The 20,282-nt window shown below is 71.0% G+C and carries 16 protein-coding genes; 11 read left to right on the forward strand and 5 right to left on the reverse strand.

The window, feature by feature from the left end; translation table 11 throughout:
- The first annotated feature begins 75 nt into the window (after positions 1 to 75).
- The 3 genes from phoU (WG212_RS21655) (at position 76) to WG212_RS21665 (ending at position 2,328) form a co-directional block, all read left to right on the forward strand.
- On the forward strand, positions 76 to 774 hold the full coding sequence (gene phoU / locus WG212_RS21655; RefSeq protein WP_337189194.1) for a phosphate signaling complex protein PhoU: 699 nt from the start codon (positions 76 to 78) through the stop codon (positions 772 to 774).
- On the forward strand, positions 771 to 1,460 hold the full coding sequence (phoB, locus tag WG212_RS21660; RefSeq protein ID WP_337189195.1) for a phosphate regulon transcriptional regulator PhoB: 690 nt from the start codon (positions 771 to 773) through the stop codon (positions 1,458 to 1,460). The genes phoU (WG212_RS21655) and phoB overlap by 4 nt, the downstream gene beginning before the upstream one ends.
- A gap of 67 nt (positions 1,461 to 1,527) precedes the next feature.
- The gene (locus WG212_RS21665; RefSeq protein ID WP_337189196.1) at positions 1,528 to 2,328 is read left to right on the forward strand and encodes a UDP-2,3-diacylglucosamine diphosphatase; all 801 of its coding nucleotides are present in this window, start codon (positions 1,528 to 1,530) and stop codon (positions 2,326 to 2,328) included.
- Positions 2,329 to 2,492: 164 nt separating this feature from the next.
- Here the strand turns inward: WG212_RS21665 and WG212_RS21670 are convergent, their stop codons facing one another.
- Entirely contained in the window at positions 2,493 to 3,509 is a 1,017-nt protein-coding gene (locus WG212_RS21670) for an inorganic phosphate transporter (RefSeq protein WP_337189197.1), read from the reverse strand.
- Between the two features lie 9 nt (positions 3,510 to 3,518).
- Positions 3,519 to 4,160 (reverse strand): DUF47 domain-containing protein, encoded by a 642-nt coding sequence (locus WG212_RS21675; RefSeq protein WP_337189198.1) that lies wholly within the window; start codon positions 4,158 to 4,160, stop codon positions 3,519 to 3,521.
- A gap of 248 nt (positions 4,161 to 4,408) precedes the next feature.
- On the opposite strand from WG212_RS21675, the gene WG212_RS21680 reads away from it, so the two are divergent.
- The 6 genes from WG212_RS21680 to WG212_RS21705 are packed head-to-tail and all read left to right on the forward strand — an operon-like array spanning position 4,409 to position 10,101.
- Positions 4,409 to 5,425: a PstS family phosphate ABC transporter substrate-binding protein gene (locus tag WG212_RS21680; protein WP_337189199.1), complete on the forward strand. Its 1,017-nt coding sequence runs from the start codon at positions 4,409 to 4,411 to the stop codon at positions 5,423 to 5,425.
- A 31-nt stretch (positions 5,426 to 5,456) separates the two neighbouring features.
- Positions 5,457 to 6,398, forward strand: a complete 942-nt coding sequence (pstC, locus tag WG212_RS21685; protein WP_337189200.1) for a phosphate ABC transporter permease subunit PstC — start codon at positions 5,457 to 5,459, stop codon at positions 6,396 to 6,398.
- Positions 6,398 to 7,330 carry a phosphate ABC transporter permease PstA gene (gene pstA, locus WG212_RS21690; protein ID WP_337189201.1) on the forward strand — a complete coding sequence of 311 codons (933 nt, stop codon included), beginning with the start codon at positions 6,398 to 6,400 and terminating at the stop codon, positions 7,328 to 7,330. The genes pstC and pstA overlap by 1 nt, the downstream gene beginning before the upstream one ends.
- Positions 7,331 to 7,371: 41 nt before the next feature.
- Positions 7,372 to 8,169 (forward strand): phosphate ABC transporter ATP-binding protein PstB, encoded by a 798-nt coding sequence (pstB, locus tag WG212_RS21695; protein WP_337189208.1) that lies wholly within the window; start codon positions 7,372 to 7,374, stop codon positions 8,167 to 8,169.
- 8 nt (positions 8,170 to 8,177) lie between these two features.
- Complete coding sequence (gene phoU, locus WG212_RS21700; RefSeq protein ID WP_337189202.1) at positions 8,178 to 8,846, forward strand: phosphate signaling complex protein PhoU; 669 nt, start codon at positions 8,178 to 8,180, stop codon at positions 8,844 to 8,846.
- A 37-nt stretch (positions 8,847 to 8,883) separates the two neighbouring features.
- Positions 8,884 to 10,101, forward strand: a complete 1,218-nt coding sequence (locus tag WG212_RS21705; RefSeq protein WP_337189203.1) for an FAD-dependent oxidoreductase — start codon at positions 8,884 to 8,886, stop codon at positions 10,099 to 10,101.
- A 118-nt stretch (positions 10,102 to 10,219) separates the two neighbouring features.
- On the opposite strand, the gene WG212_RS21710 is transcribed toward WG212_RS21705, so the two are convergent.
- From WG212_RS21710 to WG212_RS21720, 3 genes are read right to left on the reverse strand one after another with little or no spacing between them, the layout of a single operon-like run.
- Entirely contained in the window at positions 10,220 to 11,209 is a 990-nt protein-coding gene (locus WG212_RS21710; protein ID WP_337189204.1) for a transglutaminase family protein, read from the reverse strand.
- A 10-nt stretch (positions 11,210 to 11,219) separates the two neighbouring features.
- Complete coding sequence (locus tag WG212_RS21715; RefSeq protein ID WP_337189205.1) at positions 11,220 to 12,167, reverse strand: alpha-E domain-containing protein; 948 nt, start codon at positions 12,165 to 12,167, stop codon at positions 11,220 to 11,222.
- Positions 12,164 to 13,573 carry a circularly permuted type 2 ATP-grasp protein gene (locus tag WG212_RS21720; protein ID WP_337189209.1) on the reverse strand — a complete coding sequence of 470 codons (1,410 nt, stop codon included), beginning with the start codon at positions 13,571 to 13,573 and terminating at the stop codon, positions 12,164 to 12,166. The genes WG212_RS21715 and WG212_RS21720 overlap by 4 nt, the downstream gene beginning before the upstream one ends.
- Positions 13,574 to 13,844: 271 nt before the next feature.
- Between WG212_RS21720 and WG212_RS21725 the strand changes: the two genes are divergently transcribed.
- A complete protein-coding gene (locus WG212_RS21725; protein ID WP_337189206.1) occupies positions 13,845 to 15,620 on the forward strand; it encodes an autotransporter assembly complex family protein in 1,776 nt (591 codons plus the stop codon).
- Positions 15,621 to 15,712: 92 nt separating this feature from the next.
- Complete coding sequence (locus WG212_RS21730) at positions 15,713 to 19,819, forward strand: translocation/assembly module TamB domain-containing protein (RefSeq protein ID WP_337189207.1); 4,107 nt, start codon at positions 15,713 to 15,715, stop codon at positions 19,817 to 19,819.
- Positions 19,820 to 20,282: the final 463 nt, after the last annotated feature.

The following is a 20,282-nucleotide window of genomic DNA, read 5'->3' on the forward strand; positions in this document are numbered from 1 at the left end:
CGGACCGCCGCCGAGGCCGTCGCAAAAGTGTCGTAAGACCGCAGTAGTTTGCGCGCGCATCACAAGAGGGCCCGCGTGACACGCTCCTATCAAGCCGAGTTGCGGCAGCTCGTCGCGGAAGTCATCCGTATGGGCGGGCTTGCCGAGGCGCAGGTCGTCGACGCCGTCGACGCCGTGGTTCGCCGCGACGTCCCCCTGGCGCAGGCGCTCATCGTGCGCGACCTGCGTCTCGACACGCTCCAGAGCGAAGTGGAGCGGCGGGCCCTGGCCCTGATCGCCACCCACCAGCCGGGCGAGGCCGACCTGCGCCGGGCGATCTCCACATTGAAGCTGGCCATGAACCTGGAGCGCTGCGGCGACCTGGCGCGCAACATCGCCAAGCGCAGCCTGGTCCTGTCGGCCGGCGAGCCTCTGCTGCCCCTCACCGGCGCCATCGAGCGGATGGGGCGGCTGGTCTCGGCCCGCCTGCGGGCGGTCCTGGACGCCTACGCCGTGGGCGACGTCGAGCCGGCGCTGGATGTCTGGCGCCGCGACGGCGAGGTCGACGAGCATTACGAAAGCCTGTTCCGCGAACTGCTCGCCTACATGGCCACACGGTCCGACTCGGTCGCCGCCGGGGCCCACCTGCTGTTCGTGGCCAAGAACCTGGAACGCATCGGCGACCACGCCACCAACATCGCCGAGATCCTGCACTTCCAGATGACCGGCGAGGAACTGACGGGCGAGCGGCCCAAGGTCAGCCTGCCCGAGATCGAGGCGGAGGCCCGCGCGTGACCCCCTATGTGCTGGTGGTCGAGGACGAGGACGCCCTGGCGACCCTGCTCGACTACAACCTGATGAAGGAAGGCTTCCGCGTCGAGCGCGCCGCCGACGGCGAGGAGGCCCTGCTGCGCGTCGCCGAGGAGCCGCCGGACCTCGTGGTGCTGGACTGGATGCTGCCCAAGGTCTCGGGCGTCGAGGTCTGCCGCCAGCTCCGCGCCGGGACCGAGACGCGCAGGACGCCGGTATTGATGCTCACGGCGCGGGGAGAGGAGGCCGACAAGATCCGCGGCCTCGACACCGGCGCCGACGACTATGTGGTCAAGCCTTTCTCGATGAGCGAGCTGGTGGCCCGCATCCGGGCGCTGCTGCGCCGGACGCGCCCCGAGCTTGTGGAGGAGCGCCTGGAATACGCCGACCTGCTGCTGGACCGTGGTCGCCACCGCGTGACCCGCAACGGCAAGGACGTCCACCTGGGCCCGACCGAGTACCGCCTGCTGGATTTCCTGATGCAGCGGCCGGGACGCGTCTTCAGCCGCGAGCGGTTGCTGGACGCCGTCTGGGGGGCCAACACCTATGTCGAGGTGCGCACCGTCGACGTCCACGTCGGCCGCCTGCGCAAGGCCCTCCGGCAGGACGGTCAACCCGACCTGATCCGGACCGTCCGCTCGGCCGGCTACTCGCTCGACAAGGACGGGTAGGGACGTCACGCGTCCGTCACGGACTCCCGTTAGCCGACGCGTGACTTCGCTGTTTTGGGGGACCGCGATGCCGGAGCACGCGCCGACCGTCCGCTGCCGGACGGCCTTCATCTCGGACATCCACCTGGGGACCAAGGGCTGCCAGGCCGATCTGCTGCTGGAGTTCATCCGCGAGCTGGAGTGCGAGACTCTCTACCTCGTGGGCGACATCGTCGACGGCTGGAAGATGAAGTCCGGGTGGTTCTGGCCCCAGGCGCACAACGACGTGGTGCAGAAGATCCTGCGCCTGGCCCGCAAGGGCGTGCGCGTCGTCTACGTCCCGGGCAACCACGACGACCGCATCCGCGACTTCTGCGGCGTCCACTTCGGCGGGGTGGTGGTGGTCCGCGACGCGATCCATGAAGCCGCCGACGGCCGGCGCTACCTGGTGACCCACGGCGACGAGTTCGACGGGGTGGTGCAGAACGCGAAGTGGCTGGCTTTCCTTGGGGACTGGAGCTACCGCCTGCTGCTCGCGCTCAACACCCATTTCAACCGGCTGCGGCGGCTGTTCGGCCTCAACTACTGGAGCCTGTCGGCCTTCCTGAAGCACAAGGTGAAGGACGCCGTCGCCTTCATCGACCAGTTCGAGACCGCGATGGCCGACGAGGCGCGGCGACGGGGCGTGTCCGGCGTGATCTGCGGACACATCCACAAGGCCGAGATCCGCGACTTCGGCGACATCCGGTACCTCAACGACGGCGACTGGGTCGAGAGTTGCACGGCGATCGTGGAGGGGTTCGACGGCGAGTTCCGCATCGTCGACTGGCTGCTGGAGCGCCGCGCCCTTGCGCCGCCGCCGCTGGCCGAGACGCCGCTCGCGGCCTGATCCAGTCGTGCCTGACCCGGTCGTGGCCCGATCCGGCGGAAAATGGTGGCCGCGACCGGGGGGCGGTCGCGGCCGAACGGCCATCGGGGCGGCCGGTTGGTAGAATACGCGGGGGGTTACTGAGCGTCAGTCTAGCCCGCGGGCGTGTCAGGTCTGTGACGTCTTCATCCAAACGCGCGGTCGGCCATGCGGGCGAGGCCGTAGAACGCCGCGGCGATCAGGCCCGAGGCGGGCAGGGTGACGACCCAGGCCCAGACGATGCGGCCCGCCACGTTCCAGCGCACCGCCGACATGCGCCGGGAGGCCCCCACACCCACGATCGAGCCGGTGATGGTGTGGGTGGTGGAGATCGGCACGCCGATATGCGTGGCCAGGAAGATGGTGATGGCCCCGCCGGTCTCGGCGCAGAAGCCCTGCTGCGGCGTCAGCCGGGTGATCTTGGACCCCATCGTGTGGACGATCCGCCAGCCGCCGAACAGGGTGCCCAGCGCCAGCGCCGCCTGGCAGGTGATGACCACCCAGAACGGCACGTGGAACTCCGCGCCCAGGTGGCCGTGGGCGAACAGCAGGACGGCGATGATGCCCATCGTCTTCTGCGCGTCGTTGCCGCCGTGGCCCAGCGAGAACATGGCCGCCGAGACGAGTTGCAGCTTCCGGAAGACCGAGTCGCCCAGCGCCGGGGTGGCCCGCACGAACAGCCACGAGACGATGAGCACGAGGGTCAGCGCCAGGGCGAAGCCGATGGCCGGCGAGACGAAGATGCCCGCCACGGTCTTCATCACGCCGCTCCAGACGATGCCGTCGAAACCCGCCTTGGTGATGCCGGCGCCCAGCAGTCCTCCGATCAGCGCGTGCGAGGAGGAGGAGGGGATGCCGGCCAGCCAGGTGATGACGTTCCAGCTGATCGCGCCGCCCAGCGCCCCGAAGATCACGGCGTCCGAGACGATGTCCGCCGAGACGATGCCCTTGCCCACCGTATTGGCCACATGCAGGCCGAAGAACAGGAAGGCGATGAAGTTGAAGAACGCGGCCCAGGCCACCGCCACGCCCGGCGACAGCACGCGGGTGGCCACCACGGTCGCGATGGAGTTGGCTGCGTCGTGCAGGCCGTTCAGGAAGTCGAACGCCAGCGCGACGAAGATGAGGAAGATCAGCAGCCAGCTGACGCCTGCGAGGTCCACGGCAGGGCCTTACAGATGCTCGATCAGCACGCTGCTGACCCGGTTGGCCACATCCTCGAACCGGTCGACCACCTTCTCCAGGTGGTCGTAGATCTCGGCGCCGATGATGTAGGCCATGGGATCGGTCTTGCCGACGTCGCGGTACAGCGCCGCGATCCCGGCGTCGTAGAGGTGGTCCGACTCCTCTTCGAGCGTGGTGACCTGCTCGGTCAGTTCGCCCAGCTTGGCGGCGTTGGCCTTCAGCGAGCGCAGCATCGGCACGGCCTGGCCGATCAGGTCGGCGGTTTGGACGATCACGCCGCCCAGCTTCAGCATGTCGGGCTGGAAGGTCGTCTGCTCGAACAGGGCGGTGACCTTGGCGGTCTTGTGCATCTGGTCGATGGCGTCGTCCATCGAGGTGATCAGGTCGATGATGTCGGCCCGGTCGAACGGGGTGATGAACGAGCGGCGCACATGCAGCATCACGGCCCGCGCGATATCGTCGGCCTGCGCCTCATGGGCGGCGACGTCCGCGCCGTGCCGGGGCGTCTCGGGACCGCCTTCCAGCAGCTTGTGCAGCGATCGGGCGCCGGCGCTCAGCGTGGCGGCATGACTGTCGAAGAGGTCGAAGAACTGGCCCTCCTTCGGCATAAGGGCCTGAAACCATCTCACGTGAGACCTCGATACGGCTGCGTCGCGCCCGTGCGCGGCGGCTCCATAGCGTGATCCGCGGCCGCCGTCATCGAACTGTCACGCAAGTGTCTCGAAAGCTTTCGAGAGGTGTCGCCGAACTGTCATGAGGGGCGCGTAGACCCACGGCATGACGCCCCGTGCGGGCGACGCGGCTGGCCGCGTCGCCGGATTCTCTGGGCGGCCTGTTCAGGCGCTGCCCGGCGGCGGTCCTTGGAGATACGATCACGATGCGCGTGACCATGTTCATCGGCGTTGCGGGCGCAGCGCTGGCTTTGGCCGCCTGCGGCGACAATCCGGGCAAGGGCGCTGCCGGCTCGGACGCCGTGCTGCTCATCGACGGCTCGAGCACCGTCTATCCGATCTCCGAGGCCCTCGGCGAAGAGTTCCAGAAGACCTCGGGCACCCGCGTCACGGTCGGCCTGTCCGGCACGGGCGGCGGCTTCAAGAAGCTGTGTCGCGGCGAGGTCGACATCGCCGGGGCGTCGCGCCCGATCAAGAGCGAGGAGGCCAAGGCCTGCGCCGAGGCCGGGATCGAGTTCATCGAACTGCCCGTGGCGCTGGACGCCCTCGCCGTCGTCATCAGCCCCCAGAACGCCTTCGCCGACTGCATGACGGTGGGCGAACTGAAGACCCTCTGGGAGCCCGGCGCCCAGGGGAAGGTCTCGAACTGGAACCAGATCCGCCCCGGCTTCCCCTCGCGGGCCGTCAAGCTGTTCGGCGCCGGCACTGACTCGGGCACGTTCGACTACTTCACCAAGGCGATCAACGGCGAGGAGGGCGCCTCGCGCGGCGACTACACCGCCACCGAGGACGACAACGTCACCATCAACGGCGTCAGCGGGGACCCGGACGCCCTGGGCTACCTGGGCCTGGCCTATCTCACCGAGAACGCCGGCAAGGTGAAGGCGGTGAAGATCCGTCAGGCGGACGGTTCGTGCGTGGGCCCCTCGGCCGAAACCGCCCGCAACGCCAGCTACCAGCCGCTGTCTCGGCCGCTGTTCTACTATGTGAGCAAGACGTCGGCGGACCAGCGGCCGCACGTGGCGGCGTTCGTGAAATTCGCCTTCGACGCCACCCACGCCGAGCCGCTGGTGTCGGAGGTGGGCTATGTGCCGCTTCCGGCCCAGGCCTATCCGCTGGCGGTGGCCAAGTTCGACGCGCGCAAGACCGGCAGCTTCTTCGACGGCGGCTCCAAGGTGGGCGTGACCGCCGAGGATCTCGTGGCCGACGCCGCGCAGAAGTGACGCCGTTGACCGTTCGAGAGGGGCGGCGCCCATGACCATGACGACGGGCCAGCCGCTCTCGGAATACGAGACGCTGCGCGCCAGCGCGTTCCTGCGCCGTGGCCGGCTGCTGGCGGCGGCGATGAAGCTGGTGCTTTTCGCCTGCGCGGCGCTGTCGGTGGTGATCACCGGGGCGATCGTCTGGGTCCTGGTCTCGGAATCCCTCCCGTTCTTCCGGGAAATCCCGCTGACCACCTTCCTGACCGACACCGAATGGACGCCGGTCTTCACCAACGCCCGCTACGGGATCCTGCCCCTGCTCTCGGCCACCTTCTGGGCGGCGGGAATCGCGATGGCGGTGGCCACGCCGCTGGGCCTGGTGCTGGCGATCTACCTGAGCGAATTCGCGCGGCCCGGGGTTCGCGAGGCGCTGAAGCCGATCCTGGAGATGCTGGCCGCGGTGCCCACGGTGGTCTTCGGTTACTTCGCGCTCCTGTTCCTCACGCCGCTGGCCCGGCAGTTCATCCCGGGCCTCTCGGGCTTCAACCTGCTGATCCCCGGGATCGTCATGGGCGTGATGATCCTGCCCTACGTGGTCTCGATCAGCGAGGACGCCATGCGGGCCGTCCCCATGTCGCTGCGCGAGGGCGCCTTCGCGGTGGGGATGAGCCGGGTGCAGATGGCGTTCTCGGTCATCATCCCGGGCGCCTTCTCGGGCGTGACGGCGGCCTATCTGCTCGGCTTCTCGCGGGCGGTGGGCGAGACGATGGTGGTCGCCATCGCCGCCGGCCAGAATCCCAACCTGACGGGCGACCCGCGCGAGGGCGCGGCCACCATCACCGCCTATATCGTCCAGATGAGCCTGGGCGACCTCCCGCACGGTTCGCTGGCCTATTCGACCATCTTCGCGGCGGGCCTGACGCTGTTCGTCATCACCCTGGTGTTCAACCTGCTGGGCTTCTTCCTCCGGCGGAAGTTCCGGGAGGCCTACTGATGTCGGTCACCGCCCTCGGCGCGCCCGCCGAAACCCGGCGCCTCGTCGCGCAGAAGAAGACCCAGGACCTCGTCTTCGGGACCATCGGCGTCCTGGTGCTGTTCGTGGTCATGGGCCTCCTGCTGACGCTGGTCTCGGACCTGATCATCGACGGCGCGGGCCGGATCACGCCCGAGTTCCTCACCAGCTTCCCGTCCCGTCGCGCCGCCCAGGCCGGCGTGCTCTCGGCCTGGATCGGCACCAGCCTGGTGATGATCGTCACGGCGGTGGTGGCCGTGCCGCTGGGGGTGGGGGCCGGCCTTTATCTGGAGGAGTACGCCCCCAAGAACATCCTGACCGACGCCATCGAGATCAACGTCAGCAACCTGGCCGGCGTGCCCTCGATCATCTACGGCCTGCTGGCCCTGGGCTTCTTCGTCTACGCGCTCGGCATGGGCCAGACGATCCTGGTGGGCGGCCTGGTGCTGGCGCTGCTGATCCTGCCGATCGTGATCGTGGCCACCCGCGAGGCGCTGCGCGCCGTGCCCGCCGGGTTGCGCGAGAGCGCCTACGGCATCGGGGCCAACCAGTGGCAGGTGATGTGGAACTATATCCTGCCCAGCGCGCGGCCCGGCATCCTGACCGGCGCCATCGTGGGCCTGTCGCGCGCCATCGGCGAGACCGCGCCCATCATCACCATCGGCGCCCTGACCTACATCGCCTTCCTGCCGCCGTCGCCGGTCAGCTCGACCCCGCCCTTCGTCAACCTCGACTGGCTGAACTCGCCCTTCACCGTCATGCCGATCCAGATGTTCAACTGGGTCTCGCGGCCGCAGGCGGCGTTCCACGAGAACGCGGCGGCGACCGGCGTCCTCCTGCTCGGCATGACGCTGCTGATGAACGGCTTCGCCATCTACCTGCGCTACCGCCTGCGCCGAACGGTCCGGACCTGAAGATGAACGTCACCACCCGAGCCAGGAGCCCCTCCGTGAGCATGCCTTCGCCCTTGGGAGCCATCGCAGGGGCGGACGCCCAGATCCGCGCCCAGGTGTCGGACCTCAACTTCTGGTACGGCAAGTTCCAGGCGCTGCACGGCGTCTCCATGCCGATCCACGACAGGCAGGTCACGGCCATCATCGGCCCGTCCGGCTGCGGCAAGAGCACGCTGCTGCGCTGCTTCAACCGCATCCACGACCTCTACCTCGGCGTCCGATACGAGGGCGCGATCGAGCTGATGCCCGACCGGCTGAACCTGGTCGGCAAGGCGGTCGATCCCATCCTGGTCCGCCTGATGGTGGGCATGGTGTTCCAGAAGCCGAACCCGTTTCCCAAGAGCATCTTCGAGAACGTCGCCGCCGGCCTCTATGTGCGGGGCATCCGCAACAGGAGCGAGGTGGAAGGCCGTGTCGAGCACGCCCTGAAGCAGGCCGCGATCTGGGACGAGGTCAGCGACCGCCTGAAGAAGCCGGCCTACGAACTCTCGGGCGGGCAGCAGCAGCGCCTCTGCATCGCCCGCGCGCTGGCCCCCGAGCCCAAGCTGCTGCTGCTGGACGAGCCGACGTCGGCTCTGGACCCCATCGCCACCGCCAAGATCGAGAGCCTGATCGACGACCTGGCCGAACAGGTCACGATCGTGATCGTCACCCACAACATGGGGCAGGCGGCGCGGATCTCGGACCACACCGCCTTCATGCACCTGGGCAAGCTGGTCGAGTTCGGCGAGACCGAGCAGATCTTCACCAGCCCGCAGGCCGAGCAGACCCGCGACTACGTCACCGGCCGCTACGGGTAGGACCCGCCATGGAACACACCGTCAAAGCCGTCGACGACCAGCTCAACGCCATGACGCGCGACCTCGCGGCCATGGGCGACCTCGCCGTGGCCCAGGTGCGGGCCGCGATCGACGTCTTCCTGCGCCACGACCTGACGGCCGCCGCCAAGGTGGTGCGCGGCGACGACGCCCTCGACCTGCAGGACGCCGACATCGAGCGCCGCGCCGTGCGCTTCATCGCGCTCCACCAGCCGATGGCCGACGACCTGCGCCGACCGATCGCGGCCATGAAGATCGCGATGCAGCTCGAACGCTGCGGCGACCTGGCCAAGAACATCGCCAAGCGGGTCGGGCGCATGGACGCGCCGGCCGACGCCGCCCAGGCCGAGCCGGTCGCCGAGCTGGGCCGCCTGGCCGCCGAGCGCCTGTCGTCGGTGGTGGACGCCTACCGGGCCTCTGACGCCCAGGGCGCCTACAACGTCTGGGTCCGCGACACCGAGATCGACCAACTCCACGAGAAGGTCCTGGCGGGACTGATCGAGGCCATGACGCGTGAATCGCGCGCGCCGGGCGACTTCGCCCACCTCCTGTTCATCGCCAAGAATCTGGAGCGGATCGGCGATCACGCCACCAACATCGCCGAGCTTGTGCACTACCAGATCACCGGCGCCGATCTGGCCGACCGGCCCAAGCTGTAGGCTTGCGCAGGCGCCGGAGCCGCGGCCTACATGGGGCATGTCCTCGCTCCCTTCGCGCCGCCTGATCCGCCCGCCGTCCGCGGTGTCCGCCCGGCCCGACCGCCGGGCGCTGCTGGGCGGCGCCCTGACGCTGGCCGGCTCGGGCCTCCTGGGCGGATGCGCCACGGCGGCTCCTCCATCGCCCGTTCGGCCGGATTTCCGGGGGCCGCCGCCGCTGGCGCCGATCCGCGCCCGGCCCGACCGCATCACCGGGATCACCGTCTGCCTGCGCCCGTTCCGGGCGGCGGGGCCGCGCCTGGACGCCGAGACGGTGGGCGACAAGCTGGTGGTCCACAACTACGGGCATGGCGGCAGCGGCTGGTCGCTGAGCTGGGGCTATGCGCTGGAAGCCGTGCGCATGGCCCTGGCGGGCGGCGCGCGCGACATCGCCGTCCTGGGCGCGGGCGCGCTGGGGCTGACGGCGGCCACGGTCGCCCAGCGCGCGGGCGCGCGCGTCACCATCTACGCCCGCGAGCGGCCGCAGGAGACGCGTTCGGCACGGGCCACGGGTGTCTGGTCGCCCGACAGCCGCATCGCCCTTTCCGGGTCTGTCGACGCCGGCTTCCCGGCCCGCTGGGAGGCGTTCACCCGCTCCTCCTTCCGGATGCATCAGCAGTTCCTGGGGCTGGCCGATGCGCCCGTGGAATGGACCGAACGCTACATCCTCTCCGACCTGCGGCCGTCCGGGCCGTCGCCCGACCCGATGGGTTTCGCCCACTATGGCGGGCGCATCCGTGACCTGACGCCGGAGACGGTCACGCTGTCGCCGGCCGACCATCCGTTCCCGACCCCCTATGCGCGGCGGGCGGCGCTGCCGATGTTCAACATCACCGCCTACGCCAGGATGCTGGTGGACGACTTCCTGCTCGGTGGCGGGCGGTTCGAGACGGTGGAGTTCCACAGCCCTTCCGAACTGGCGCGGTTGCCCCAGGCGGTGATCATCAACTGTCCGGGCTATGGCGCCCGCGCGCTCTGGAAGGACGAGAGCCTCATGCCGGTTCGCGGCCAGATCGCTTGGCTCGTCCCGCAGCCCGAGGTCACCTACGGCGTTCACTACCGGGGCGTCGGCACGATCTCGCGTCGCGATGGCCTGGTGGTGCAGAACAGCGGCCCGGACGAGTCCTACGGCCACGACGACGCCAACGAAGCGCCCGACCGCGCCGAGGCCGACGCCGCGGTGGCGATGATCGCGCGGCTGTTCCCGGCTGCGACCTGACCTATATTGCGAAGGCTGCGGCGGGCTACGACGGCCCACCGGCGCGCCGATTCCCGGCCCCGATCCGGACGGCGGGCCAGAGCGTCATCGCAAGAGCGCTCTCCCGCCGCAGCGCCCCCTACTGCTGCTGTTGCTGCATCTGGTGCAGCCGCTGCTGGTGCTGATAGGCCGAGCCCTGCATCCGGCGCGAAGCCTGACCACCACGGGTCGCGGGCGACACGCGCAGGAATTCCGGCTCGGTGATCGCGGCGCGCGCCTTGCGCACCGACACGCCCACGGCAAGCTGGCTCTCGGCCTCGCCCTTGTAGACCCCACGCGACGGCGGAACGTCGGAGTAGTCGCGGCCTATGGCGCAGGCCACATGGCGCTCGGTCGCGGGCGTGTTGTTGGTGGGATCGAAGCCGATCCACCGCACGCTGGGCAGGAACACCTCGACCCAGGCGTGGGTCGCGTCGGGGTCCGAGCGGTCGCCGTGCTTGCGGTCGGTGAACAGATAGCCCGACACGTAGCGCGCCGGAACGCCCCAGGAGCGGCAAATGGCGATCATCACGTGGGCGAAGTCCTGGCAGACGCCCTTGCGCGCCTTCAGCACGTCGTCGATCGGGCTGTCGGCGCGGGTGACGCCCGCCTCGTAGCCGAACGAGGCGTAGATCGTCTCGTTCAACGCCCGGAGCGCTGACAGGGGATCGCGGTTTCGCAGGCCGTCGATGTCGTGATCGGCCATGTAGTGATGCAGCGCCTCGCTCTCGCGGGCGAAGCCGTGCGGATGCAGGAAGTCGAAGTTCTCGCCGCGCAGGAATTCCGAGCGCAGGCGATCCCATTCGCCCTGATCCAGCTTGTCGGGCAGGGGCGGCGGAACCTGGGTTTCGACGGCCGAGCGGGCGGTGATGGTCAGGCTGTCGTGCGGCTGGGGCACGTCGAAGTGGTAGACCGCGTTGCCGAAACTGTCGGCGTAGCTGAACACCTGGGCCGGCGGATCCAGATCGAGGTCGAAGCTCACCAGCCGCTGGCGCGCGCTCTTCTGCGGCTGCATCCAGACTTCCATGACGCTCTCGCGCACCGGGAAGGCGTAGCGGTACTGGGTGACGTGGCGGATTTCGAGCAGCACGGGCGGACTCCTAGGCCGGCAGCCGGTCTTCGAGCGGGTAGGCCACGAAGGTGTCGTACAGGCTGCGGTGGATGGCGGCGCATTCGTCCAGCACCGTCTTGAGGAAGGCGCTGGCGCCGCCCGCCTCGATCTCGTCCAGGTCCGCGTACTGCATCCGCGCGCGGAGGCGGCCGGCCAGGCGGTCGGGGCCGACGCTGCCCGCCAGGCCGGCATGGCGGATGATGGCCGACAGGTGCCCTTCGATCTCCTGGGCGCAGAACCGGATCGAGCGCGGGAAATCCTCGTCCAGCAGCAGGAACTGAAGGATCAGCCGCGGCCGCATCTCGGCCGTGTAGGCCCGCAGGTACGGCTCCAGCGCGCAGCCCATGCGCAGCACGCTGGTCAGCGCGAAATGGTCTCCCAGCGGCCGCCGCCGGCGGGTCTCGCCGAACACTACCTCGAGCAGCGATCCGATGAGTTGCGCGCGTTCCAGGTAGACGCCGAGCAGCAGGAAGCTCCAGCCCTCGCCATGACTCATGGTGGCGTCGCCGGCGCCCTTGAACAGGTGCAGGTCTGCGATGGTGTCGTGCAGGAAGAGCTGCGATCCGTCGGCGAACGAACGTCCGGCGTTCGGGTCGGTCATGCGCAGGTAGATGAGGTTCAGCCGCTCCCAGGTCTCGGTGGTGATCTGGTCGCGCACCTGCCGCGCGTTCTCCCGCGCCCGCGAGATCGAGCAGAGGATCGAGCCGTCGTCCTCCTTGTCGAGGGTGAGCGCGAGCGCCGCCTCGTAGGGGCTCTTGGCCTTGGCCACGTCCGGGTCGCCGACGGCGGCCAGGGCGATCCTCGCCACCTGGGTCGCCGCCTCGGACCTGTCCAGCGTCGCCGAGAGCATCACGTCCGAGAGCCGGCACATGTGCTCGGCCCGCTCCACATAGCGACCGATCCAGTAGAGGCTGTCGGCGACGCGCGCGAGCATCATGCGCGGTCTCCCTTCGTGTCGCTGAGCACCCAGGTGTCCTTCGAGCCGCCGCCCTGGCTGGAATTCACCACCAGCGAACCCTTCTTGAGCGCCACCCGGGTGAGCGCCCCGGGCGTCACCACGATCTTCTCGCCCGAGAGGATGAAGGGCCGCAGGTCCACGTGCCGGGGTTCGACCGCGTGGTCGATGAGGCAAGGCGCGGTGGAAAGCTGGATCGTGGGCTGGGCGATGTAGTTGTCCGGGTCGGCCTTCAGCGCCTCGGCGAACTCGGCCTGCTGGGCCTTGGTGGAGTGCGGCCCCACCAGCATGCCGTAACCGCCCGACGCCCCCACCGCCTTGACCACCAGCTTGTCGAGGTTGGCCAGCACGTGGCTGAGCTGGGCCTTCTCGCGGCAGAGGTAGGTCTCGATGTTGGGCAGGATGGCGTCCTCGCCCAGGTAGTAGCGGATCATCTCGGGCACATAGGCGTAGACCGCCTTGTCGTCGGCGACCCCGGTGCCCGGCGCGTTGCAGATCACCACGTTGCCGGCGCGGTAGGCGTTGAACAGGCCCGCGGCGCCCAGGGAGGAGTCGCGGCGGAAGGTGAGGGGGTCGATGAAGTCGTCGTCCACGCGGCGGTAGATGACGTCGATCCGGCGCAGGCCCGTGGTGGTCCGCATGTAGACCATGTTGTCGTGGACCACGAGGTCGCGGCCCTCGACCAGCGGAACGCCCATGAGCCGCGCGAGGTAGGCGTGCTCGTAGTAGGCCGAGTTGTAGACGCCGGGCGTCAGCACCACGACCTGGGGATTTGGCCGCCAGTCGGCCGCCATGCTCTTCAGCGTCGCGAGCAGGAGGTCGGGATAGCGGTCGATCGACCGGACGCCGGCCGAGCGGAAGGTGCCGGGGAAGACGCGCCGCGAGGCCTCGCGGTTGGCCAGCATGTACGAGACGCCGGACGGGACCCGCAGGTTGTCCTCCAGCACCGCGAACTCGCCGTTCTCCTGTCGGATGAGGTCCGAGCCGCAGACGTTGGCGTAGGCCTTGTGCGGCACGTACAGGTTCTGCATCTCGCGCCGGTAGCTGGGCGCGTTCAGCACCAGCTCGCGCGGCACGACCCCGTCCATCAGGATCTGCTGTTCCGAATAAATGTCGGCCAGGAACATGTTCAGGGCGCGCAGCCGCTGGGCCAGACCCGACTCGATCCGGGCCCACTCCGCGCCGGCGATGATCCGCGGCAGGATGTCGGACGGGATGATCCGCTCGGTCGTGCTCTCGGCGCCGTAGACCGTGAAGGTGATGCCCTGGAGGAGGAAGAACCGTTCCTGCGTGCGCTGCCGCTCGGCGAGTTCGTCGGGGGTCAGGGTCGCAAGCCGGGCGTCCAGCGCCGCATAGTGGGGCCGCACCTGGCCGTCCGGCGTCAGCATTTCGTCGTAGGGTCCCGCCACCGGGGCCGCCACATCGTCCGGGGCCGGCTCATCGCGCCTGACGCTCACAGTGGAATCCACGCCTCTAAAGCCCGCTACAGCCTCGACTCTGTAGGACGCTTACGGCGCGTCCGATAGCGGGACCTGCAAATTCGTGTTCTCCGGATCACAGGTCAGGCGGGCGCCTATCATTTGGGCGCCGGGTTTGGATGACACGGACCGGGGCGGCGGCTACACCCGGAAATCGGGGGGCGCGAACGGGGATTCGGGCTTGGGTCGACTGCTTTCCGTCGTCGCCGCCTCGGCGGCATTCTGCGCGCCGGCGCTCGCTGTCGCCGCGGAACCCAAGGCCACGATCCAGGGCGAATTGGACGGGAGCCTGCGGGGCGACATCCAGCGGGCGGTCGGCGAGGTCGACCGGCCCGTCGAGAACCGCTTCGAGGCGCGTCGCCGCGCGCGGGCGGCGGCCGAGGACGCCATCGCCGTCCTGCGGTCCGAGGGCTACTATGCCTACGACGTTCAGCCCGATGTGAGCGACGGCGAGCCGCCGCGCCCCGTCGTCCGGATCTCGCCGGGCCGACGCTTCCTTCTGGGCTCCAGCGCCATCGCCTGGCAGGGGGAGGCGCCCGCGGCCGACGCCCAGACCGCCGCCACGGCGGCCTTGGGACTCAAGCCGGGCGGCCCGGGACGGGCGGCCGAGGTCGTCGCCGCCGAAGGGCGGGTCATCGCGGCGATCCAGGCGCGCGGCTACGCGGATGCGACGGCCGAGCCCCGCGAGGTGATCGTCGACCACGCCGACTTCTCCGTGAGCCCCACCTACCGGATCGCGGCGGGTGGGCTGGTCCGCCTGGACGGACTGGAGATCACGACGGACGGCCGCACCCGACCGGCCTGGATCCGCGGCCTGGCGCCCTGGACCGAAGGCGACATCTACGATCCCACCGACGTGGCCGAGCTGGAGCGCCGCCTGCTGGACACCGGCGTCTACGACACCGTGACCGTCGCCCTGACCCCACCTGAGAAGACCACGGAGGAAGGCCTGCGCCCCGTGGTCGTCAGCCTGGCCGAGCGCGCGCCCCGGACGATCGAGGGCAGCGCCAGCTACGACACCGCCGACGGCTTCGGGGTCAATGCGCGCTGGACCCGCTACAACCGCCTGGGCCGCGCCGACACCCTCGCGCTGCTGGCGCAGGTCTCGGTGCGCGACAGCCGCGCCGGCGCCGAACTGTCGCTGCCGCACTGGCGCAAGGCCCAGCAGACGCTGAAGACCAGCGCCGCCGTCTATCGCGTGCGGACCGACGCCTACGACGAGACCGGCGCCGGCGTGCAGGCGGACATCACGCGCCGCTACGGCCCCACCTCGTACTTCACGTACGGCGTCTCCCTGGACCTCAGCCGAACCGAGGAGCTCCGCGCGGGCACGCTCATGCCGCTGGGACGCGACCTGGTGACGGTGGGGACGCTGGCGGACCTGCTCCTCGACCGGTCGAACGATCCCCTCGACCCGACCCGCGGGTGGCGGCTGAGCACGCGGCTGGAGCCGACCCTGATCGTCGGCGACACCACGCTGCCGTATCTGCGCGCCGTGGCGCAGGGGACCTACTACCTGTCGCTGGACCGCGCGTCGGACACGGTGATCGCCGCGCGGGTGCGCGCCGGGCGGATCATCAACGGGACGGTGGACGAGGTTCCCGCTTCGCAGCGCTTCTACGCGGGCGGCGGCGGTTCGGTCCGGGGCTTCCCCTTTCAGGCGGTGGGGCCGCGGCTGGACGACAACACGCCGCGCGGCGGGGTCTTCCTCTTCGAATCGTCCCTGGAGCTTCGCCGCCGGCTGACCGAGCGGTGGGGCTTCGCGGCCTTCGTCGACACGGGCGCCGTGGGATCGAGCGGGCCGGTGGACTTCCAGGACCTGGCCGTGGGCGCGGGCGTCGGCGTGCGGTACAATCTGGGCTTCGCCCCGATCCGCTTCGACATCGCCACGCCCGTCGCCCGCAAGCGCGGCGAGCCGGCCTTTCAGATCTACGTCAGCATCGGACAGAGCTTTTGAGCGAGGGGCCAGACACGTCGCCCGGAACCGGGCCGGAGCGCGCGCCGGGCGCCGGGGCGGGCCGCGGCGTCCGGCGCAGGGGCGCGGGGGCCATGCGCATCGCCCTCGTCGCGACGCTGGGGGTGTTCGTGCTCCTGGCCGCCGTCGTCGCCGGCCTGCGCTATGGCGTGCTGCTGCCGCAGGTCCGGCTGCTGATCGAGGCGCGGACGGACGGCCTCGAACTGGGGCGCATCGGCCGGCTGAAGATCGAGGGGCTCAGCGGCGACATCTGGCGCGACGCCCGGGTGCGCCGCCTGACGATCCGGGACGACAAGGGCGTCTGGCTGGAGGCCCAGGACGTCCGGCTGACATGGCGGTATCTGGAGCTGCTGCGGCGCCGCTTCGACGCGGACCTGATCGAGGTGCGGCAGGTCCGGGTGCTGCGCCGGCCCGAACTGGGGCCGAAGGGCCAGGATCGCGGCCTGCCGGTCTCGTTCAGGATCGATGCGATCCGCACCCGGCTCGTGATGGAGCCGGCCTTCAGCTACGAGCGCGGCGTCTATGACGTGAAGGCGGGCCTCGACATCGCCCGGGTCGGGACGCGCAGCGCACGGCTGTCGGCCGACAGCGTCCTGCACCCCGGAGACCGGCTGGCCGTGGACTTCCGTGTCGGCGGCGCCGGGCCGCTCCGGATCGTCACCGACGCGCGCGAGGCGCGGGGCGGGGCGCTGGCCGGCGCCCTGGGGCTGCCGGCGCAGCAGGCGTTCGAGCTGTCGATCCGCGCCGACGGGACCACGTCGGCGGGCCGATTCTCGGCGCGCGCGGTCTCGGGGGACACCATGCCCCTGACGGCCAAGGGCGCGTGGACGCCGGCGGGCGGACAGGCCGACGGGCGCCTGTCCCTGTCGGCGTCGTCGCTGACGGCGCCCCTGGCCGAGCGGCTGGGCCCCGAAGTGACCTTCGCCCTCTCGGGCCGTAAGGCGGGCGAGGGCGCCTATGCGCTGGACGCGCGCGCGCAGGCCGAGGCCGTCCAGGCGCGAATCTGGGGCCTGGGCGACCTGGGCGCGCGGCGAACGGGGCCGGCCGGCCTGCGCGTGGCGGTGTCGGCGCCCTCGCTGTCGCGGATCACCCAGGGCCCGAACATGGGCGCCGCAGGCCTCACGGGCGTCCTGCGGGGCGATGGGACCGGCTGGCGGTTCGCCGGGGATGCGGCGGTCTCGGCCATCGACCTGGGCGGATACGGACTGAACCGGATCGCGGGGCCTGTCGAGGTCGCGGCGGGGAAGGCCGGCGTGCGCGTCGAGACGCGGCTGGCCGGGGTCGGCGGGCGAGGCGAGGGCTTCGCGGCGGCGCTGCTGGGCGGTGCGCCCACGGCGGCGCTGTCGGCCGAGCGCCTGGCCAACGGGCAGATCCTGCTGCGCGACCTGGACGTCGCCGGCCGGGGCCTGCGGGTGGAGGCCTCGGGCGGCCGCAGCCTGCTGGGCGGGCTGACCTTCAAGGGCCGGGCTTCGGTCTCCAACCTGGAAGCCGCCCAGGCCGGCGCCCGCGGCGGCGCAGGCGCCGACTGGCAGGCGACCCAGGCCCGCGCGGGCGCGCCGTGGTCCTTCACACTGGACGCGCGGGGCGAGCGCCTGGCCCTGGGGGTGTCCGAACTCGACCGTCTGCTGGGCGCCGCGCCGCGGCTCCAGGTCCGCGCGAACTGGCAGGCCGGACGGCTGGAGGTGGCCCGCGCCGCCCTGAACGGCGCCGCGCTCGACGCCTCGGCCAGCGGGACGATGGCAGCGAACGGAACCCTGGCGTTCAAGACCGACTGGAGCGCCCAGGGCCCGGTGCGCGCCGGCCCGGTCGAGATCACCGGCCGCCTGAGCGGCGACGGGCGGGTGGCCGGGACGGTCGCCGCGCCGCGCCTCGACCTGACGGCCGCCATCGAGCAGGTGGACGTCCCCCGCCTGCCGCTGCGCGACGCGAAGCTGACCCTGACGTTCGTCCAACAGGCCGACGGCTCGAACGGGGCCGTGGCGCTGACGGCCGACAGCGCCTTCGGCCCGGCGCGCGGCCGCGCCGACTTCCGCTTCCCGCGGGGCGGCGTCGACCTCAGCGACCTGTCGGTGGACGCCGGCGGGCTGACGGCCGAAGGCTCGGTGTCGCTGCGTCGCGCCAGCCCGTCGGCGGCCGACCTCAGGCTGGAGGTGGTGAAGGGCGCGTTCCTGGACGGCGGCCGGCTCTCGGGCGCGCTCAGGGTGCGCGACGCCGCGGGCGGCCCCCAGGCCAACCTGTCGCTGCGGGGCCAGGCCGTGCAGCTTCCGGGCTCGCCCATGGTGATCCGGACGGCGACGGTCACCGCGGACGGCCCGCTGTCGCGCCTGCCCTACACGCTGGATGTCCGGGGCGCGTCCGACCGGGGACCGTGGGCCGTCGAGGGGCAGGGCGTGCTCTCGGACCTCGCGCCGGGCTATGGCGTCACCTTCGCCGGCCAGGGGCGGCTGGCCGGCCGGGGCCTGCGGACGACCGAGGCCGCCAGCGTGCGCCTCGTCGGCGACGACCGCACCGCGCGTATCCGGCTGGTCGCCGAGGACGGGGGGCTGATCTCGGTCGACGGCGCGCTGAACCGGAGCGGCGCCGACCTTCGGGCGCGCATCGACCGGCTGGGCCTGGGCCTGTTCGATCCCGACCTGACGGGCCGCCTGAACGCCACGCTGGCGCTCCGGGGCCAGGGCGAGCGGCTGGCCGGCGACCTCGAGGCGCGGATGATCAACCTGCGCGGGCGGGGCGCCCCGGCCAAGCTGGGCCTGGACGGGACCGTCCGCGCCCGGCTGACGGACGACAGCCTCTCGATCGACCTGACCACCACCAACGACAGCGGCGTGAAGGGCGAGGCGGCCTTCGTCCTGCCTGCCGAGGCCTCGGCCGCGCCGTTCCGCGTGGCCATAGCCCGCCAGAGGCCGATGAGCGGCCGCTTCGACTTCGAGGGCGAGGTGGGCCCGCTCTGGGACCTGCTGATCGGCGGCGACCGGGCCCTCTCGGGCTTCGTGCGGGCCCAGGGCCAGGTGTCGGGCGCGCTGGCGGACCCGCGCGCCCGCGGCTCGGTCGTGGTGGAGCGGGGCCGGTTCGACGACGGCGCGACGGGCCTTTCGCTGCGCGAGGTGGCGGTCAGGGCCAGCTTCGACGAGCACGCGGTCGACGTCACCGAAGCCCGGGGCGTCGATGGGAAGGGCGGGAAGCTCAACGGCCAGGGCCGGATCAGCCTGGAGCGGGCGGGGGTGTCCAGCTTCCGGCTCGACCTTCAGGACTTCCGCCTGATCGAGACCGACCAGGCCTCGGCCTCGGCGACGGGCCAGGGCGCCATCAACCGCGCGGCCGACGGGAAGGTGACGCTCACGGGCGACTTCACCATCAACGAGGCCGAGGTGGCCGCCGACCCGCCGGTGCCCTCGGGCGTGGTCCCGATGGAGGTGAAGGAGATCAACCGCCCCGACGACCTGCAGACCACGGTTCCCGCACGCGCACGGGCCGGCCCCGCCTGGGCGCTGGACGTGCGCCTGCGCGCGCCGCGGCGGATCTATCTGCGCGGGCGGGGACTGGACCTGGAGATGTCGCTGGACGCGCGCGTGGGCGGCACGACGGCCCAGCCCGAGCTGTCGGGCGTGGCGCGGGTGGTGCGCGGCGACTACGACTTCGCCGGCCGGCGTTTCACCTTCGACGACCGCGGCGTGGTCTATCTGTCGACCCGTCCCCAGAACATCCGGCTGCAACTGGACGCCACCGAGGAAGACGACACCCTGACGGTGACGGTGCGGATCCGCGGCACGGCGGCCAAGCCCGAGATCACCCTGGTGTCGTCGCCCAGCCTGCCCAACGACGAGATCCTGGCCCAGGTGCTGTTCGGCCGCTCGGCCTCGCAGCTCTCGGCGGTGGAGGCGGCCCAGCTCGCCGTGGCGCTGTCGTCGCTGGCGGGGGGCGGCGGGTTCGACGTGGTGGGCAACCTGCGCAACTTCGCCGGCCTGGACCGCCTGGCGTTCGGCGGCGGCGACGAAGCGGGCGTGACGGTCTCGGGCGGCAAGTACCTGACCGACGACGTCTATCTCGAACTCACGGGCGGCGGGCGCGAGGGGCCGACGGCGACGGTGGAATGGCGCATCCGCAAGAACCTCTCGATCCTGTCGCGGCTGGCCGGCGAGTCCGGCAACCGCATCGCCATCCGCTGGCGCCGCGACTACTGAGCGGATCGGGCGCGGGACCGGCGTGTCCCGGGCGCGCGTCTTGCGGTCCATGACGGGCGACGCCGGAGGCCTGTCGGTCTCTGCGTCTGTCTGGAACCACGAAAAACACGAAAGGACACGAAAGGGGCCGGGCATCCTGAGCCTCCGCGTGAGCGGAGGGTCGGTCATGGAGTCGCGGGCTTCCGCGATTATTTCCACGAGGGGGCGCCGCTTCGCGGCCTGTCGGGGCCGGACGCCCTTTCGTGTCCTTTCGTGTTTTTCGTGGTCCGAAGGCGGCGGTTCGCGCCACTCCGGCGTCGCCGGGAGAGCCCTGTCAGCTCGAGTTGAAGGGGTGGTCCGGGACCATGCGCCTGGGCCAGTGGGCGAAGGGGTCGGGGCTGGGGGGTGAGGCCGGCTCGTGCTTCGCAGGGTCCACGGATGCACACGGAGACACACGGATGGGAGCGTCGGCGTCATCCGTGTG

The organism is Phenylobacterium sp. (genome assembly GCF_037189685.1).
In the GTDB taxonomy this organism is placed as follows: Bacteria; Pseudomonadota; Alphaproteobacteria; order Caulobacterales; family Caulobacteraceae; genus Phenylobacterium.

Excerpts from the sequence above, each read along its gene's own strand:
- WG212_RS21665 (WP_337189196.1), top strand. The coding sequence starts at position 1,528 with ATGCCGGAGCACGCGCCGACCGTCCGCTGCCGGACGGCCTTCATCTCG.
- WG212_RS21680 (WP_337189199.1), top strand. The coding sequence starts at position 4,409 with ATGCGCGTGACCATGTTCATCGGCGTTGCGGGCGCAGCGCTGGCTTTG.
- pstC (WP_337189200.1), top strand. The coding sequence starts at position 5,457 with ATGACCATGACGACGGGCCAGCCGCTCTCGGAATACGAGACGCTGCGC.
- pstA (WP_337189201.1), top strand. The coding sequence starts at position 6,398 with ATGTCGGTCACCGCCCTCGGCGCGCCCGCCGAAACCCGGCGCCTCGTC.
- pstB (WP_337189208.1), top strand. The coding sequence starts at position 7,372 with ATGCCTTCGCCCTTGGGAGCCATCGCAGGGGCGGACGCCCAGATCCGC.
- phoU (WP_337189202.1), top strand. The coding sequence starts at position 8,178 with ATGGAACACACCGTCAAAGCCGTCGACGACCAGCTCAACGCCATGACG.
- WG212_RS21705 (WP_337189203.1), top strand. The coding sequence starts at position 8,884 with ATGTCCTCGCTCCCTTCGCGCCGCCTGATCCGCCCGCCGTCCGCGGTG.
- WG212_RS21715 (WP_337189205.1), bottom strand. The coding sequence starts at position 12,167 with ATGATGCTCGCGCGCGTCGCCGACAGCCTCTACTGGATCGGTCGCTAT.
- WG212_RS21720 (WP_337189209.1), bottom strand. The coding sequence starts at position 13,573 with ATGCTGACGCCGGACGGCCAGGTGCGGCCCCACTATGCGGCGCTGGAC.
- WG212_RS21730 (WP_337189207.1), top strand. The coding sequence starts at position 15,713 with ATGCGCATCGCCCTCGTCGCGACGCTGGGGGTGTTCGTGCTCCTGGCC.